Origin of the sequence: Candidatus Thermodiscus eudorianus (genome assembly GCA_015521085.1) — an archaeon.
In the GTDB taxonomy this organism is placed as follows: Archaea; Thermoproteota; Thermoprotei_A; order Sulfolobales; family Acidilobaceae; genus Thermodiscus; species Thermodiscus eudorianus.
Map to the genome: position 1 here is coordinate 1 of WAOW01000009.1, position 16,370 is coordinate 16,370.

A 16,370-nucleotide genomic window follows, 5' to 3' on the forward strand; every position below is an offset into this window, starting at 1 on the left:
GCTGTTGACGAAGGCTCTTAGTCTTGCTTATTTTGAACTCTCTGCATATCTCGCACTCTATGGCATCACTCTCTCTTAGTCTTGCTTATTTTGAACACGGTTGCTAGAGCCTCTATCTTGAAGGCATCTCTTAGTCTTGCTTATTTTGAACGAGGCGGTAACCGCCTCCCATGCATATTATATGATAACTCTTAGTCTTGCTTATTTTGAACATAAACCTTGAGAACGCTGACCATGTATTATCTCTTAGTCTTGCTTATTTTGAACCGTTGCCGTAATAGTCTACTACAGGCCCCCCCTCTTAGTCTTGCTTATTTTGAACACAAACTGTGTTTTGCGGAGAACGAATGCCTAGACTCTTAGTCTTGCTTATTTTGAACGCGGTGCATAAGAGCAAATGGACCATCCTGGTATGCCGACTCTTAGTCTTGCTTATTTTGAACAAGCCCATACCGGGCCCCATACGGGGGTTGCTCTTAGTCTTGCTTATTTTGAACGTGGTGAACAGCGTTTCAGCCCTCCTAGCCAATTCCAGAAGCTCTTAGTCTTGCTTATTTTGAACGCTACTTGTCCAGGTGTTAACTGGGGCCGCTGACTCTTAGTCTTGCTTATTTTGAACGGGAGCGGTTTGGGGGTATGCGGTCGCACGCATATCTCTTAGTCTTGCTTATTTTGAACACGAATGCCCCTGAGAAACTCTGCGCCTCTCTCTCTTAGTCTTGCTTATTTTGAACGCATCGATATCTGCATTGCTAACGCTGACGTCTCTTAGTCTTGCTTATTTTGAACACGGAGTAGCGAAGGATGGGACTTACACCCTAGCGACTCTTAGTCTTGCTTATTTTGAACGGCATAAACTACTCGTGATAGCCGGAAATGCTACTCTTAGTCTTGCTTATTTTGAACGGGGGAAAGTGGTATAGTGCACCTGTTACCTTGTCAATGGTTGCTCTTAGTCTTGCTTATTTTGAACGAAGAATAAGACTTTTGGAAGAAAGGAAAGAACTCTTAGTCTTGCTTATTTTGAACAAGTGTGTGAGGGAGGTGCACAGCTGTGAAGCTCCTCTTAGTCTTGCTTATTTTGAACGTAGATTTTCGGTGTGAATGCTGACTTGGCGAACCCGGAGCTCTTAGTCTTGCTTATTTTGAACTGAAGAAAATGTAACTGTAAAGAATAGTGTTAACGCGCGAGGTCCCTCTTAGTCTTGCTTATTTTGAACAAGCTTAGCGCCAACTTTAGTGGATACATTCTCTTAGTCTTGCTTATTTTGAACGAACAGGTTGAAGTGCTGGAGAAGCATATAGACTCTTAGTCTTGCTTATTTTGAACAAAAAATCTCTGACTGTATAAGGGTGTTGCTAAGCTCTTAGTCTTGCTTATTTTGAACAGTCGATCGTGTAGCAGTTGGCGTGTGGATTGACTCTTAGTCTTGCTTATTTTGAACTACATGTACCCGAGGCCGGTCAAAATGGCAGCTCTTAGTCTTGCTTATTTTGAACTGAAACGGCATAGCTCTACGCACTCGCTGGCTATCTCTTAGTCTTGCTTATTTTGAACTAACCATTTTTTCGGCTTATCTAGTCTTCGATGTCTCATCTCTTAGTCTTGCTTATTTTGAACTCATCGAGCTTTATAACGCCCGGTCGATCGCTCTTAGTCTTGCTTATTTTGAACTCATCGCTTAGCCAGCCATCGCCCTCGACTCTTAGTCTTGCTTATTTTGAACTAACCTGCTATACATACATACATACATAATAGAGGTTCTAGTTCCAGGATCTGCTCTTAGTCTTGCTTATTTTGAACGGGTTACCCCGCTAGTGATGAATCCTAAATGGACTTATACTCTTAGTCTTGCTTATTTTGAACTCTCGGTCCTCTCCTGTGTGGCGTGCTAACGCTCTTAGTCTTGCTTATTTTGAACATGCGTGGGGTCCCTTGCCTTACTGGGGTGGATCTCTTAGTCTTGCTTATTTTGAACAAGCAGGATAGCCTTCACAGCCAAGGAGTTGATTCCTCTTAGTCTTGCTTATTTTGAACTAGAGGGAGAAGGGTGCGTATTCGTGTAGGGGATATCTCTTAGTCTTGCTTATTTTGAACAACAACGGCTCTGGCGGCTCAGGCTCTGATTCTCTTAGTCTTGCTTATTTTGAACGCGCTAGTCTCTTCATAGTCTGTAGGGATGTTACTCTTAGTCTTGCTTATTTTGAACTAGACGTAATTCGCGAAGTCGTCGTGAACCTTTTCTCTTAGTCTTGCTTATTTTGAACGGGAAGGAAGAGGTTCAGGGAGCTGATGGAAGAGCTTGACTCTTAGTCTTGCTTATTTTGAACAGGAGAGGACCGAGACGATAGATATATGGCATGGGACTCTTAGTCTTGCTTATTTTGAACAGGGGGGCGTTCTTTTCATCCCTATAGAGCTTGCTTCTCTTAGTCTTGCTTATTTTGAACTCAAGACATATATCTTCCCCTCGCCCAGGCAGCTCTTAGTCTTGCTTATTTTGAACTACGCCATCCCATACGATACCGTGATCTTTGTCTCTTAGTCTTGCTTATTTTGAACTGGTAGTGTTTGTTATGTTCTTTTACGTCGCCTGTATTGGGCCCTACTCCACACAACCGTCAATCTGTCTTCTCTGCATTTGCCCTCAAGGTGTTTTGCTAGGCAAAAAGCTTTTAAGTATAAGTGCTGGTATGGGGTCTTTTTAGTGTCTTTATGTTTTAGTGTTAAGTAATCGTATAGGTATTTTATTGCTGTGTTTACCCATGGGCGGGTCAGTTCTCCTTCGTCTAGTTCTGGTAAGCCTTCGTTGTTTATTAATGATATTGTGGCTTCTATTGCTATTGGCTTAAACATTTCACTATAATCGAATGTTAAAGGCGTGCTGTAGCGGGTTCTGTGTAGGAAGCCGTATGTGGGGTCTAGTCCGGCTGCGATTAGAGCTTTTGTGGTTAGCGAGTATATTGTTGCGTACATTACGCTTAGTGTTTTGTTGAAGGGATCTGGATGTCGTGGTTTTCTACCTTTAAAGCTATATTCTATGTGTAGTTTTTCTAGTATATTGGGGTCGAGTAGGCTCTGTAGGTTACTCCATAATAGGCTTGAGGCTGTGGATTCCCATAGTCTTATTTCGGCCTCGTATGTATCTGCGTCTTCGATATCTTGTGGTGGTGCTGGGATGTTGGGCGGTTCTACACCATGGTATTTTAATATGTTGATCATTCCTTTGATTTTTGCCTCTATGTATCTTAACGCTATACTGAGTGCTTTTATCTTGTCGAGTTGGTACTGTAGCCTTCTATAGTTGTTATATCTCGTTACTATGGGATTCATCAAGATAGATATACTATCCTTGGCTAGGATCGCCAACGGGATATTGTGAAGGCTCAGGCTGGGAGGTACTGCCGAGTCTATGGATATCCCGGAGCCTATCACTAGAACCGAGTCTATATCTCTAAGCGCTTTTTCGCTTATACGGTCGCCTATCTTTATTACAAGCGTTGCCCTACCCTTTATCTTAAGAGTAGCCTTACTTCTTATGACGAGCAACCTCAAGGATCATATCACCCTGTAGGGACACTGGCTAGCCAGTTCGCAGAGGCTACAGAGGTTCGAGTTAGCTTCAAAGTTGCTACTCGGTTTATCTACGAGTTTCAGGAGAGCTACCTGATCCCGGTCTTCAACAACCTTATACATAATTTTAAACGGTGATACGATCATTACTATTACTGGAAGCCGGAGCTCGTAGTATAATGCAATAGCCCTTAAGATAGCCTGCCACGGCTTAGCCACGTTAATCCTGCTCGATGCTATCTCGACATAGAGCGTAGCTAATGTTTTGCCAAGTTTCACATTATAGACTAGATCAGCCTTAGATCTAGCACATAAAAGATCATCGCCACGATATATCCCAAGCACGTGCTCGTATTCAGGATAAGTTGCCAGAATCCTATCTCCCAGGAACGCGTTGAGATGCTCATCTACAAGCTTCTTCAGAACCTTATGTTGACTCTTGCTCTCCTCAGCCGTCGGATATAATGGCTGCTCTAACGGTGTTATCCCATGCCATAGCAGGTCTCTTGCATGAGGACATAGCAAAGCCCATCCGAGGAGGTTAAGCCTAGTATACCTCGAATCTTCGCTCTTGCACGATGTAGTAATCCTTGCCCTCAAATACATGTGCCCTCTGATACTCGTCCTCTCTAACCACGATAATAAACAGTGAATCGCTGTCTTCAACGAGCTTCTTAGCCTTCTCCGCCACGAGCCTCGCTGTAGTAGCTGTTCCAGGCCCAGCGTAGACGCTCCTGTTAACTCTAGACAAGCCCAGCCTCCGCAAGTAACGCCGCAATCTACCTCTCCTCGACTCATCCCCAATATCATAGGCGACAATAACAATCACCCATGACACCTCAGATAAAGATTACCGCATATCTTCTGCCTCGTGGTGACATGATTTCTGCTCCTTCTCCCGTATAGGAGAGGTAATCTGTGAGCTCCTCGCCAGCGTCAACTATGTAGACTAGTGCGTCTCCTGCTTGAATTGGGTCCATAGTGGTGTCTTCGCCAAGGTCTATTCGTCCTTTGAGAGTTTTGAGTAGTATCTTCAAATCGACGAATTTATCCTTGTAGATGGCCGGATTGCCTAGCACCGATATCCTTACACGTGTTCTGGCTGGCATTAGTGAAATTATTAATTCTCCGTTATGTGTTAAACCGTGGATAGCGAAGTTTCTCGCTATGAGGCCTATGCTGGATTCTCCCCGCTCATGCGTCTCTTTTACGATGTATTTGACGTTGAAGCCTGTTCTGCGGAAGACTAGGAGCTTCACGAAAGCGTTGGAGCCTACTACTGACTGGCGGAGTCTTCTTGCATGTTCAGGCGTAATTTTTAGCTTATCGTATACTGATTCCATACCGGAAACTCTCGCTACTGAAACTAGGCCGACAGTATATATGAGTCTTCTCCTTGTTTTATGAAATTCGTATGGGATCAGACGTGAGACTTCTCTTTTTCTCTTAGGGTAGTTTGGATATATAGTGTTAATTGTGGCTACTAGCCTCCAGTAGTCTAGACCAGTATTGATGTTGTCGATTAATTTGAGCTTATTATTGGGGATAACAAGGTATATCTTTGAGTCTATTCCTCTCCGCCCTATCCTGCCTATTCTTTGAATTACGTCCTCGGACGAGATACCCCCTGTAATGCCTAGAATTACTTTTCCAAGGTTCACCCCTTGCGTTGTTGCTTCGCTACCAACTATTATCTTCGACCCCGGTGTGCAGACCTGGGAGGGTACGATACTGGCTATGCACTCCGGTGCAAGCCCAGACGATGCCAGTTTCCTTGCTACGTCTGCTACCATCCAGAGCCTCTCAAGGATGAGTAGTGCCCGGCCACCACTCAAGTTTTTAAGTTCATCCATTAAGTCACCTAACACTATACCCGGTACAGCATCACTAGCTTCATAGAATGCGCCTAGCCCTTTCCGCCTAGTGACTACAGGTACTATTATAAACTCGGTTCTGCCTCTCACCTTAAACCCTTTTCCATTGCTCACTATCTCTGCTTTCAGTTGATGCACATTTATAGGCGTGTCAGATAGTTCTTCCTCTAAGATGTCACGTGCTGGTGTTGCGGATGAGAACACTACCGGTTTACCTATAAGTTCCTTATAGAGGTTAAGTAGTGCATGTAATGCGTCTACCTCGTATAACCCGTATAGGTGGAACTCGTCGATGAAGAGGGGCTGGTTAAGTATTCTCTGGACAAATGCAATGGTTTCATCAACCTGGCTTCTGGTTAAGACTCCAGTCTTCCTAAGAATATAGTCTATGTCCTTCCCTTCTTCGATGGCTAGCAATAGGTTTTCTACAGTCTTGTTTACGAGGTCAAAGTCCCTGTACGCACCCGTCATGACAAGCAAGAATGTGTCAGGAGTTGAGAATACGATAACGTAGATTCCTTGTTTCCTGTAAGATAGTATTTTTCTTGCAAGGTTGTGGAGAGACTCACGTTTAGGAATACCATTAATGGAAGGAATATACCTGCCGGAGAGTGCTAGGAGTGCCACGTACTTAGCCCCATTCCAAGCATTCTGGATTCTTTCGGTGTCTATCTCATATATTGAGAGTGGCTCTACACACTCCCGAGACCAGTCTTTATAGCAACACTCGCACCTCCTGGAACTACCTTGCTCTATATCTTTACACGGTTGCGTCATGCAGTAACCCGAACTGTTGATAAGTCTAGCACCAAAGTGTTCCACAAGTATATCTTCTACAGTGCATAGTTGGTTTAGGAGCAAAGTGTTGTTAGGGTATAATGCTACAAATCCCGGTGTCCTCGTGTCTATACTATTATTTAGTAGCAGTGTAAGTGTCTTTCCTCCACCGGTTGGCGCAGTAAGTAAAATATCCTTCTTCTTGTTCAGCAGGTCATAGACTTCTGATTGGAACTGGTTTAGTCTGATAGTGTCTGTGACCTGTTTTTTCGAATAGGGTATGGAGAAAGAGGGTACTGTAAAAGAAACAGGGTGCTCCATAATTCTACCTCCTTATTACTGGTAGAACTACTTCATAGAGACGTCTTCCGACCCTTACTTGGTACTTGAGTGCACGTTCAGCTACACCGAACATGCCGATGTTTCCGGCTTCGTGTGTCATTATTGTAGCGTAGTTGTACACGTTTACAACATCGTCAGTATTGAACGGATGCGTTACTTGCTTTTGCTCTAATATTTGCGGTTTTATACTAGTTAGCCTCACGAGAAGCACACCCATTCGTTTTGCCCCAATGTTAATAACCATCTTATCAGGCAACGGGTCTTCAGAGATTACTAGTGTTCTTAACATGCTTCCCGGCATTAGTACAACGTTTTTCGTGAAAAAAGGATATGCAAGCCTTGACTGGCCTCTAATCATTAGTAGTCCTTCATTGTTTCCTGCCATCAGTACCTCTCCTAGAACCGCTTTGAAAATTAGAGGAGGGTAAGCGTAGACGCCGTATCTCCTGTATACTTCGAGAGGTCTTTTGTATTTCTTGACGTTGAATTTTGACGCGTATCCTGTGTCTGGGTCTACAATGAAACCAGCTAAGGCTAGTGTCAGCCCGTAGTTGTGGATGACGGGTGGGATTTGGGATATGTAGTACTGGCTTGATGGCTGTGCCTTGAAGTGATACCATAACATTCCGTCGACTCTGATTTCGGCGTGGTAATAGCGTGGCATGGAGGGTTATCCCCTCACTTGAGGCCAGAAACTAGTTTATCCATCTGTTCCGCGAAGTCTATACTGGCGTCCCATAGTTCCTTGAATACTCCGTCTTTTTCTGCTGGGTTTACTCTTGAGAGGATGCCATCGTTGTTTATTGATATGAAGCCCATCTGGGTGATTATTTCTTTGAGTTTGCTGGTTATTTCGCTCGGTTTCTTGAGGTTCTCACTGGCAATCTTGTCTGCTAGGTCTAGTGCTGTTGTTAATGAGTATGTTCCACACCTTATTCCTAGGAGCTCTATTTTTACTGTCCCGTAGACGCCGCTTCTTCCACCTATTTCCTCGGTTGTTACGAGCGAGTATAGTACTGCTAGTAGTTCTGGCTCTGTCACGTCATGCAGGGTTACTCTACCGATGAATAATGTTCCCGGCATGACGTGTATATCGCTGAATAGCGCTCCTCCGGTTGTTGAAATTACTCCTTCTGTTACCTTATTGTGGGTTTCTGGCTGTACTTGTCTTGAAGTGGCGAATGCAGGGTCGAAGTGAACCCTTGTCTTTATCCCGACACTCATCTTGCTAGCCTTAGAGTACTGTGCGTCGGTTAGTGCGACTCCGAATATCGTACATGCGGGACAGTAGCCGTCCATTCCTGTGTCGGTGCTTTTTTCTCCGCTCTGTGCTAGTGGTGGCTGGATGGTGCAGTTCCATCCACTCTTCAAGTGCTCCTTTGCCTTCTTGAATCCTAGTTCGCTTGCCTTCTCTATGTATGGTTTGAGGTCTGCTCCACTATCCCTGTAGAGCCGGAGTGCTTGTAATAGTCTCCTTCTCACTGTTGCCATGAGCTTTTGTGGCTGGATTACTGGTACGCTTATTCCGCTCTCTGGTAGTGTAGCTTCGTTAATGTCTCCGGGTCCTTCGGTTCTTAGTAGTAGCATATTGGCCGCTTTTATTGTAAAGACTACCTCTATCTTCTTACCGTTTGGGAAGATGCGGCCCTCTTCCCCGATACTACGTAGACAGGGCCTAACCTCCTCTAAGATATGCTCGAGACTCATGCCTTCTCACCTCCTTCTTCAGATTGAGATTCAGGGGAGGAACCGGAATTAGAAAAAATAAATTTATATATTTCTTCCCCGACCGGAGCGCTAACTCCTCGTCTTGCCATTTCAGCTATCCCGGCTATTGTCATGTTCATTAGGCGTATCCTCGCACCTATCGGCAGGTCATCCGTCGTTTCTTTGAATCTCTTGAGTAGACCTACAAGCAGTTCTTTAAAGCACTCCTTCATCTTCGGGCTACGTATTCCAGTAGGTATGTTAGCTTCCGCTACTACCAGTACGTATTCGTCGCTTCTATCCCAGATTGAAAACACTAGTGTATGCATTGCCCTTCGGATTTCGCTTACATATGCGTGGGTTGACGGCTTGCCGGGCCCTACTACTACTTTCAGTATTGCCGCTAGGCCGGAGGCATAGTGGTCCACACCCCGGTCGGGGCTATATTTACATATATCCAACCCTTCCATACTTCTCACCCCAACCTGTTCCTCAAAAATTCAAGAGTAGAATAAAGACCGGGCGAGGCATACTGGACTAGTAGGGGAGCGTATTCCGGAGGATAGTCGAGAATCTCTAGTAGTGCAGGGAGATTTTCCTTCTTGTTTTTCCTGTAATTTAGCTCTGAGAGAGCTAACATAGCGGTTGCAACATAAGGTGTGTATGCGCCGAGCTTCTTGTCTCTCGGCTGATAGTCGTATAACGGTCTTCTTCCCTTGTAGTATGTCAGTAGCGTCTCGGAGGGCGTGGACGGAACGGTTTCAGATACTGTGATCGGGTAAAAGCCCCATGCAGACAGCACTCCCGCTGTTACAATGTCACGGAGCCATTCGTCCTGATGTTGTTTCATTTTATTTCTATACGGGATTATAATAGTTGATGAGAACGCGTCGTAGAAGTAGTTCGGTGTCTCTGCCACATCTAGGCTCTCGCCTATTTCTTTAAGCTTCTTCTCGAAAATATCATAATCGCTATATATGAGACCCTCTACCGTAGTGGACCCTGGTATGCCTGTTCCCAGATTAAACTTGAGAACGTATAGAAGCTTTCCAACTTCCTCTAGGACTTGGATTGGTGTTAGTGCCCTTACCGTCAAGCTTATGAGATACTGATATTGAGCTTGCCCCCTTATTATCGCTTCTCCTAGGCATAGCGGGTCTACTGCATAGGGCTTCACATCTTGCATAAGCCTGTTAACGCTTCCTGGGAAAAGAGAGCGAGTCCACTGTTCTGTTGTCGCATTGCTCGAAAAGAACTGTAGGAAATCTCCTGTGACTCCAGCAGGTGTTTCAACACCGCATACAGGGCACTTCACAGCCCCCTTCTGATAAGATACACCATTAACTACGACACCGTTGAACATCCCCTTAACCTGCTCTGGCAGGACTATAGTGCCCTTAACCCTATTCTTGTAGCCGAAGTACATTAACGCTATCTCATAGGAGCTCCTCTTTTTATTCCGGTACAGGCCTTTCTCGCAGTCTCTCTTCGTGAAACCGTGTTGTTTACATTCTTCTGGCTTACTTCTCTTACTGCATCTTTGTTTACACTCCGGGTTATGGCAACATTCGAAGTTCCACTTCAGGTTCTCTTCTAATCCTCCAGGGATTATGCCACTTCCATCGAAACCCTTTCTTATGTCATCCCAGTCTATGGTAACGGTTAAGTTTAGTTGGTCTGTTATTACTGCTAAGCCGAAAGGTGTTGCAATTGGTAATATGAACGTACCTTTTGCTTGTATTTCGTTTATCTTCTCATGAACAAGTCGGCTTATCAGAGTCCTAAATAGTTGTTGCGGTATCATAACGTTTAGCAGACTTACATTGAGGTTCAGACCCAGGTCTTCTTTGGCTTTATTAAGTAGCGGAACTATGTCGAAGGGATTCTCGATTCCTTGCAATCTGTCTGCTAGCCATAATAGTCTCCATATTTTATCGTCATATAAGGGGTCTCTGTTTCCCTCCGCTGGATTTGTATAGAGATAACGTGATAGCTCATCAGCCTCTCCGGGCGTAAAGCCTACTGCTTCTAATCTTTCCTTCACCCATGCTATTAGCTTACCCTCAGATGGTTTATCCCTTAACTTAATTTTCTGCCCCATATCGTGCAAAAATCCTATTACGAACGCCTCTTTAGCCTCAGGAGCATCAATGTTACCAGCTATACTGTAGGCTTGAATGAACTCCTGAAAGGCCCTAGCTACGGTGTAGCTGTGTAGTAGGAGGCTTATGCTTGTCCAGTATTTTGCTGGTAGTGCTGATAGTGGTGGTGGTAAGAGTGTGTATGCTGTTTTGAGTCTTTCGGAGATGACTTCCAAGGGATTTGTCCCCATTTATTGTATGGGTTGAGGTAGTATTTAACCTTTTATATCTGATTTGGTTGTTATTCTACTGGTGTTGGTTGAATTGGGGTTGTGTTTGGTTATGCCGGTCGGGGTTACTGGGGAGACTGTTAGTGAGCTCTTGCGGCGGGTGGAGCCTCCATCGTGCATAGTTAGTGTGACTATTCCTGGGTTTGAGGGGGAAAAGGAGAAGATTAGGGATGCAAACGAGTCTCTTGCGAGGATGCTGGGGGCGAAGCATTTCTGGGTTGTAGTTAGGCCTTGGATCGCGAGGGATGTGGTGAGGATCTTAGAGTGTGTCGAGGAGGCGGAGGCTGACAGATTATTGGTTGTAACCATGACAGGGAGCCGATACCTTTACCTTGTCCTGTTGGAGGTAGCGTTGTTCTACTGGAGGACTGGGGTTGAGGTCTCTGTTATCCATGGGGTCGAGGGAGGGGATTATAGGATAGAGCCGCTAGCCGGTTATGTGGCTCCGTGTCTAAGGCTTACTAGGGAGCAAGAGAAGTTACTACTACTAATCTATAGTACAGATAAAGTGCTATCGGGTTCGAGGTTGATGAAGGAATATGGTTACAGTAAAGTCGTCTACAAGCTACTTAGTGAACTAGAGCAGAAGGGCCTGTTAAGGGTTAGGCGAAACCGAATCGAGAAGACATTCCCAGGCTACATTCTATATGAGATAATTAAACATGCCAGGGGTGAATAGTCGCTTGGAGAACGTTAAGGCGATCAGAGCATGGTTAACTATTGAAGCCGAAGAGCCGATAGCTACATTCACCGGGCAACTCGTCAAAACACTCCTCTACACTCTAAACAGGGAGATAAGGCTACTGCATGGAATGCGGGGAATCATATCGCCCATCCACATATCACCTTTATTCACGCCTGGAAGGAGGTTTCACGAGCTAGGCACGCTAGTCACACCACTATACCGGTACAATAAAAATGTAAGAGCATATGAACTCGACCCCATCAAGCTAAACGGGGAATACGTTATCCACATAGGGGGAGACGCGTCTCTCATAGACTTGGTCTCTAAGAGCCTTGCTAGGCTAAGGTCGAGCCTGATGCTAAAGTATACGGACAATATAGTAACGTTTAAACTAGAGAAAATAGAGGACGTGACAAGCCATATATCCAGGAAAAACCTAGATAGCGATAAGATCACACTATACCTCAAGGGACCCGTCAAACCGTTCAACGTAATAGCACCATCGCGACTCCCAAAATTCAGCATATCCTCATATGAAATACTAATCACGGGCTACATGTACTTCAAGAGAGTCTACACGCTAACATACCACGAGGTGGTAAATGCAATGAGAATACTAGGCCTCCTAGTCGAAACATACTACAGCCTAAACACGGTCAAGCCAGTACTCATTCCCTACAAGGGCAAAGAACCCGCGATGATAGGCAAAATCACATATATCGTCGATACAAACAAACCAGAAGAAAAACAAACACTAAATAAAATACTTAACATAGCAGAAATAACAGGAACAGGAGAATCGCGTAGCAACGGCTTCGGAACAGTAACCTGGATCACCAAGACATAGACGCCTTAATAAGGTTTCCGCCCAGAAAACAACTTAAACTCACCATGTCTAACTCGCAGATTGACGGTTGTGTGGAGTAGGGCCCAATACAGGCGACGTAAAAGAACATAACAAACACTACCAGTTCAAAATAAGCAAGACTAAGAGTGTATTCGAATTTTCGGCATATTTCCTTGTGTATAGTTCAAAATAAGCAAGACTAAGAGCCCATTACCTGGCACGGCGTCTTTATCGTCTTCCCGTTCAAAATAAGCAAGACTAAGAGTCTCCGAGGACGAGCTAGAGGACCTAGTCGAGGCTCTCCAGGGCCTGTTCAAAATAAGCAAGACTAAGAGTGGCCCTAGCCGTCATCTCCTTAAGTGCTCGTTCAAAATAAGCAAGACTAAGAGTTAATAAAGAAATACTATGAGGAAAACCCTGTTCAAAATAAGCAAGACTAAGAGCAAACGTCCAATCCGCCAGATCCCAGTGACTTAGCCCGTTCAAAATAAGCAAGACTAAGAGTGCTCCGCCATTTTTCCCTGGCCTCCAGGGCCCGTTCAAAATAAGCAAGACTAAGAGATTGGAAGGTCGCTGTCAGGCTACTCGACTCTTCAAGTTCAAAATAAGCAAGACTAAGAGTTGATACACGGGGGTTTGGTGGGTGGGTTATCGTTGGTTCAAAATAAGCAAGACTAAGAGCTCATAGCAAGATACCGTTCAACCTCATCCCTCCCCAGTTCAAAATAAGCAAGACTAAGAGAGGGTGCTGGAGCATGGAGCTGGACGAGGTCCGTTCAAAATAAGCAAGACTAAGAGAACAGCGGCATGCACTGGGACAAGTGCTATCGAATGTTCAAAATAAGCAAGACTAAGAGACATCCTCCCAATACGGGTAATCCACCTCTAGTTCAAAATAAGCAAGACTAAGAGGGATACCCGCCGAATGGGGCGAGGAACAAACCAAGTTCAAAATAAGCAAGACTAAGAGTCCATGGACATAGCCAGACTCCCACTCTCCCTTTAGTTCAAAATAAGCAAGACTAAGAGATAATCGAGTTCGTAAGAAATGGTGTTACAGTAGTTCAAAATAAGCAAGACTAAGAGACGCCCTGCAACAACTCCCGCTGCACTGTCGGTTCAAAATAAGCAAGACTAAGAGGGCGGTGCTAGGAAGCTGGCTAGTAAGGCCTTCGTTCAAAATAAGCAAGACTAAGAGTATCATCATTTATAGCGAATCCATCCTGTCTAGTTCAAAATAAGCAAGACTAAGAGTCCAGTTTACCTTGCCGGTCACTCCACTCCAGTTCAAAATAAGCAAGACTAAGAGTTGTATACGCTGTGCCATATATCCAGGTAGATCCTGGTTCAAAATAAGCAAGACTAAGAGCCGTCAGCGAGGCGAGTAGCCTAACAATATTAGTTCAAAATAAGCAAGACTAAGAGTCGACTCCAACACCACGATATCATACTTCACAGTTCAAAATAAGCAAGACTAAGAGCGCTAAGCCTGTGCAGCTCAAGTAGCGAGGCCTTCCGTTCAAAATAAGCAAGACTAAGAGCATGCACTGGCCACCAATCCAACAGCGGACTCCACGTTCAAAATAAGCAAGACTAAGAGAAGTGGCTCGTGGCCCCGTTCGTATTATCATGTTCAAGTTCAAAATAAGCAAGACTAAGAGGGAGTACCCCTTGTACCCGAGGAGACGGCTAGGAACTGGGTTTATCGCTATGTTCAAAATAAGCAAGACTAAGAGAGGATCAGGCTTATCTCGGCCTGTGTGCAGCTGTTCAAAATAAGCAAGACTAAGAGAGCATAACAACCCAGAACCTGACGGTCGAGCTAGTTCAAAATAAGCAAGACTAAGAGATGAACGATATAGCGTCGAACCTGTCGTATCCCGCGTTCAAAATAAGCAAGACTAAGAGGCGACTGGATGGCGAGGAAGGCCGAGAAGAGGGTTCAAAATAAGCAAGACTAAGAGCTAATGCTTTTATGAACATTTTCCTTGCGTATTCGTTCAAAATAAGCAAGACTAAGAGGTGGTGCATTCGTTGTTGGATTCTCTTGGTATGCTAGCAGTTTATTATCGCTGCGAGGCTTATCCCTTCTTGGCTTTGGCTGCTCGTGTATTTCTTAATTATCTTTTTCAGCCATCCCTCTGGGTCTCTTTTGACTCGTTTCAGTATCCTCGCGTATTCCCGTGACGGGTTGGGGCGTTGCCAGTTTGCTATGCCGTCTATCCAGTTTTCCAGGGCGCTCCTGCATAGTGGACTGGCTTCGCAGGTTCCCTTGGCGTCTAGTAGGAACACGTAGGGGGTCCACCAGTCTAGTTTGTGGTAGCCTGTGCTGTAGCCCTTCGTTATCCTTATAGCGGTCCTCCCCTCCAGCGATGCTATGTATAGGGGTAGCATTACTGATACCATCTCCTTGCCCGGATATAGCAGGAGCTTAGCCACGTGCACCGTGTCTCGGGGCGGGTCTATTACTCCAAGCAGGTGGCCTAGGCCCTCGTAGTAGGCGATGGCGGCTACCTGTTCTTCGAGGCTGAAGAGCCTCCTCCTACCGCCTTCTAGCTGGAGGGCGCCAACGGCCAGCGTGGAGTGTATCCTGTGTCTGGTGGCTACCTCGTGTAGGACTGCTCTAGCCAGTGTATCGGCTATGTAGCTACCTAGGCTCTCCTCGTAGCCGGTTAGGAGCCCGTCTCCTCCCAGGTCGGTGTGGAGCGTGCAGCGGGGCTTGTAGGTTGATATGAGCCACTCTACACCCTCCATGACCTCCTCCCGGGGAGCCCTCAGGCATATCTTGTAGACGGGGGCCTTTGGAGCGAGCTTCTTCAGGGACCACTCGAAATCCCTGGGGTTGTAGGTTGCAGGGGTGAAGAGGCTCCTTACGATGCGGGAGCCGCCATACTTGTCCGGGCTGCAGCCCGAGAAGCTGGCGAAGACCGGCTTAGCGTCCTTGAGTTGCGCGGCCAGGATCAGGGCTAGGCCTATGTCGCCGCCCCCACCCAACCCGCCTACAATAAGGCTCATCCGCTCTATCCCTCCCGGTGGGTCTCCTCAAGCTTCCATCGAGCACTAATTACCTCAAACTGCGGAGCGACGGGATAAAGAGTGGACAGGGGGCTACGAAGGCGGACAAGAGCCTCCAGGATAGCCTCTAAGGCAACAAACGCCTTATCCTGGGGTGTCGTTCTATGGGGGTTTACGTGGCTCTAGGTATATCCTTGCCCTGTATACGCCGTCTGTTATTGTGATGTGGTTCTTGCCCCTGTAGACTCTTAGCTTCCTCCTCTTAGCCTCTTCGATCACCCTCTCCACGTCTCTACAGTGTAGCTGTAGGTATGGGGGGTGGTAGTCTATCGCTAGCAGGTTTCCTGCTTCGACTGCCTTCTTGGTTTGTTTGACGGGTTCACAGTACTCTAGGAGGAACCCCATGTATCCGGGCACGGCCAGGCCCGGCACTATCCGGATCATCCCCGTCTGGGCCTCTTCCGAGTTCATCCCAGTCTAAGCCTCCTCAATATCCTCTCCAGCTTCCTCTCTAATCCTGCCTGTCGAGCCCGCTTGTAGAGGTACTCCTTGTCAAGCCTATGCCACGTCTGGACGAGCATCTTCTTAACATCGTCCGTATCCTTCCTCTCTCCAGACATGAGTTTTAACACCACTATATCCTCTATAGAGGGCAGCAGTAGAATATCTCCAACTACACTCTTACTCCTCTCTATAAACTCTTCATCGAGCGTGAGTGGAGCATAGTTAATGTCTATGTGGATATCGTCCTCTACCAAGAATCCCCACTTCCTCCACTGCACCTTGAAACCCCTGGAGCGGAGCTCCCTAGTTATAGCATCTCGTAGCTCCGGCGTGAACGGCTTATCCACAGCTATGTCCCAATCCCGCGTCTCCCTACCCAAGTCCACTCCATGAACTATGGCGCTACGAGCACCTATAACAAAGACTCTGAGACCGAGCTTCGCGAGGATCTCGGAGACCTGGAGCAGAGACCGATGAATACCGCCAACCCTCCCAGCCCGGTTAGCGTCTTCATAGAAATCCCGTGTCACCGATACTCCACCACCTTTTCCTACTCGGTGATGAACCACCTTAGACCTAGTACTGTAGACGTTTTCAGGCAATTTACCTTCGGGTTTGTCTGGTCGCCATGGGGTTTACGGTCTTCATCGCCTGTTATGTGGGGCTCTGTTGAC

13 protein-coding genes and 2 CRISPR repeat arrays are annotated in these 16,370 nt (G+C 46.1%); of the genes, 2 read left to right on the forward strand and 11 right to left on the reverse strand.

The genetic code is table 11. The features are described from left to right. Positions 1 to 14: 14 nt before the first annotated feature. Positions 15 to 2,563: a CRISPR direct-repeat array (repeat unit 24 nt; unit sequence CTCTTAGTCTTGCTTATTTTGAAC). A 12-nt stretch (positions 2,564 to 2,575) separates the two neighbouring features. From cas1 to F7C38_07495, 8 genes are read right to left on the reverse strand one after another with little or no spacing between them, the layout of a single operon-like run. Further along, entirely contained in the window at positions 2,576 to 3,556 is a 981-nt protein-coding gene (cas1, locus tag F7C38_07460; protein MCE4601376.1) for a CRISPR-associated endonuclease Cas1, read from the reverse strand. A gap of 3 nt (positions 3,557 to 3,559) precedes the next feature. Beyond that, on the reverse strand, positions 3,560 to 4,174 hold the full coding sequence (locus F7C38_07465; GenBank protein ID MCE4601377.1) for a hypothetical protein: 615 nt from the start codon (positions 4,172 to 4,174) through the stop codon (positions 3,560 to 3,562). Next, positions 4,122 to 4,403 (reverse strand): CRISPR-associated endonuclease Cas2, encoded by a 282-nt coding sequence (cas2, locus tag F7C38_07470; GenBank protein ID MCE4601378.1) that lies wholly within the window; start codon positions 4,401 to 4,403, stop codon positions 4,122 to 4,124. Before cas2 ends, F7C38_07465 begins: the two co-directional genes overlap by 53 nt. A gap of 10 nt (positions 4,404 to 4,413) precedes the next feature. Further along, the gene (locus F7C38_07475; protein ID MCE4601379.1) at positions 4,414 to 6,546 is read right to left on the reverse strand and encodes a hypothetical protein; all 2,133 of its coding nucleotides are present in this window, start codon (positions 6,544 to 6,546) and stop codon (positions 4,414 to 4,416) included. A 4-nt stretch (positions 6,547 to 6,550) separates the two neighbouring features. Then, the gene (locus F7C38_07480; GenBank protein ID MCE4601380.1) at positions 6,551 to 7,231 is read right to left on the reverse strand and encodes a hypothetical protein; all 681 of its coding nucleotides are present in this window, start codon (positions 7,229 to 7,231) and stop codon (positions 6,551 to 6,553) included. Positions 7,232 to 7,245: 14 nt separating this feature from the next. Next, on the reverse strand, positions 7,246 to 8,274 hold the full coding sequence (cas7d, locus tag F7C38_07485; protein MCE4601381.1) for a type I-D CRISPR-associated protein Cas7/Csc2: 1,029 nt from the start codon (positions 8,272 to 8,274) through the stop codon (positions 7,246 to 7,248). After that, a complete protein-coding gene (locus F7C38_07490; GenBank protein ID MCE4601382.1) occupies positions 8,271 to 8,744 on the reverse strand; it encodes a hypothetical protein in 474 nt (157 codons plus the stop codon). Before F7C38_07490 ends, cas7d begins: the two co-directional genes overlap by 4 nt. A 5-nt stretch (positions 8,745 to 8,749) precedes the next feature. After that, a complete protein-coding gene (locus F7C38_07495) occupies positions 8,750 to 10,591 on the reverse strand; it encodes a hypothetical protein (GenBank protein MCE4601383.1) in 1,842 nt (613 codons plus the stop codon). 100 nt (positions 10,592 to 10,691) lie between these two features. Here F7C38_07495 and F7C38_07500 point away from each other — a divergent pair, with 100 nt between their 5' ends. Further along, positions 10,692 to 11,324 (forward strand): hypothetical protein, encoded by a 633-nt coding sequence (locus F7C38_07500; protein MCE4601384.1) that lies wholly within the window; start codon positions 10,692 to 10,694, stop codon positions 11,322 to 11,324. Positions 11,325 to 11,328: 4 nt separating this feature from the next. Next, positions 11,329 to 12,177 (forward strand): CRISPR system precrRNA processing endoribonuclease RAMP protein Cas6, encoded by an 849-nt coding sequence (cas6, locus tag F7C38_07505; GenBank protein ID MCE4601385.1) that lies wholly within the window; start codon positions 11,329 to 11,331, stop codon positions 12,175 to 12,177. Positions 12,178 to 12,300: 123 nt separating this feature from the next. Further along, positions 12,301 to 14,199: a CRISPR direct-repeat array (repeat unit 24 nt; unit sequence GTTCAAAATAAGCAAGACTAAGAG). 33 nt (positions 14,200 to 14,232) lie between these two features. Here cas6 and F7C38_07510 read toward each other — a convergent pair. The 3 genes from F7C38_07510 to F7C38_07520 form a co-directional block, all read right to left on the reverse strand. Next, on the reverse strand, positions 14,233 to 15,192 hold the full coding sequence (locus tag F7C38_07510) for a DUF1152 domain-containing protein (protein MCE4601386.1): 960 nt from the start codon (positions 15,190 to 15,192) through the stop codon (positions 14,233 to 14,235). A gap of 162 nt (positions 15,193 to 15,354) precedes the next feature. Beyond that, a complete protein-coding gene (locus tag F7C38_07515; GenBank protein MCE4601387.1) occupies positions 15,355 to 15,663 on the reverse strand; it encodes a hypothetical protein in 309 nt (102 codons plus the stop codon). After that, complete coding sequence (locus F7C38_07520) at positions 15,660 to 16,226, reverse strand: hypothetical protein (protein MCE4601388.1); 567 nt, start codon at positions 16,224 to 16,226, stop codon at positions 15,660 to 15,662. Before F7C38_07520 ends, F7C38_07515 begins: the two co-directional genes overlap by 4 nt. Between the last annotated feature and the right edge of the window lie 144 nt (positions 16,227 to 16,370).

Coding starts and splice junctions, on each gene's coding strand:
- F7C38_07480 (MCE4601380.1), bottom strand. CDS start 7,231: ATGCCACGCTATTACCACGCCGAAATCAGAGTCGACGGAATGTTATGG.
- F7C38_07475 (MCE4601379.1), bottom strand. CDS start 6,546: ATGGAGCACCCTGTTTCTTTTACAGTACCCTCTTTCTCCATACCCTAT.
- F7C38_07515 (MCE4601387.1), bottom strand. CDS start 15,663: ATGAACTCGGAAGAGGCCCAGACGGGGATGATCCGGATAGTGCCGGGC.
- F7C38_07510 (MCE4601386.1), bottom strand. CDS start 15,192: ATGAGCCTTATTGTAGGCGGGTTGGGTGGGGGCGGCGACATAGGCCTA.
- F7C38_07490 (MCE4601382.1), bottom strand. CDS start 8,744: ATGGAAGGGTTGGATATATGTAAATATAGCCCCGACCGGGGTGTGGAC.
- cas7d (MCE4601381.1), bottom strand. CDS start 8,274: ATGAGTCTCGAGCATATCTTAGAGGAGGTTAGGCCCTGTCTACGTAGT.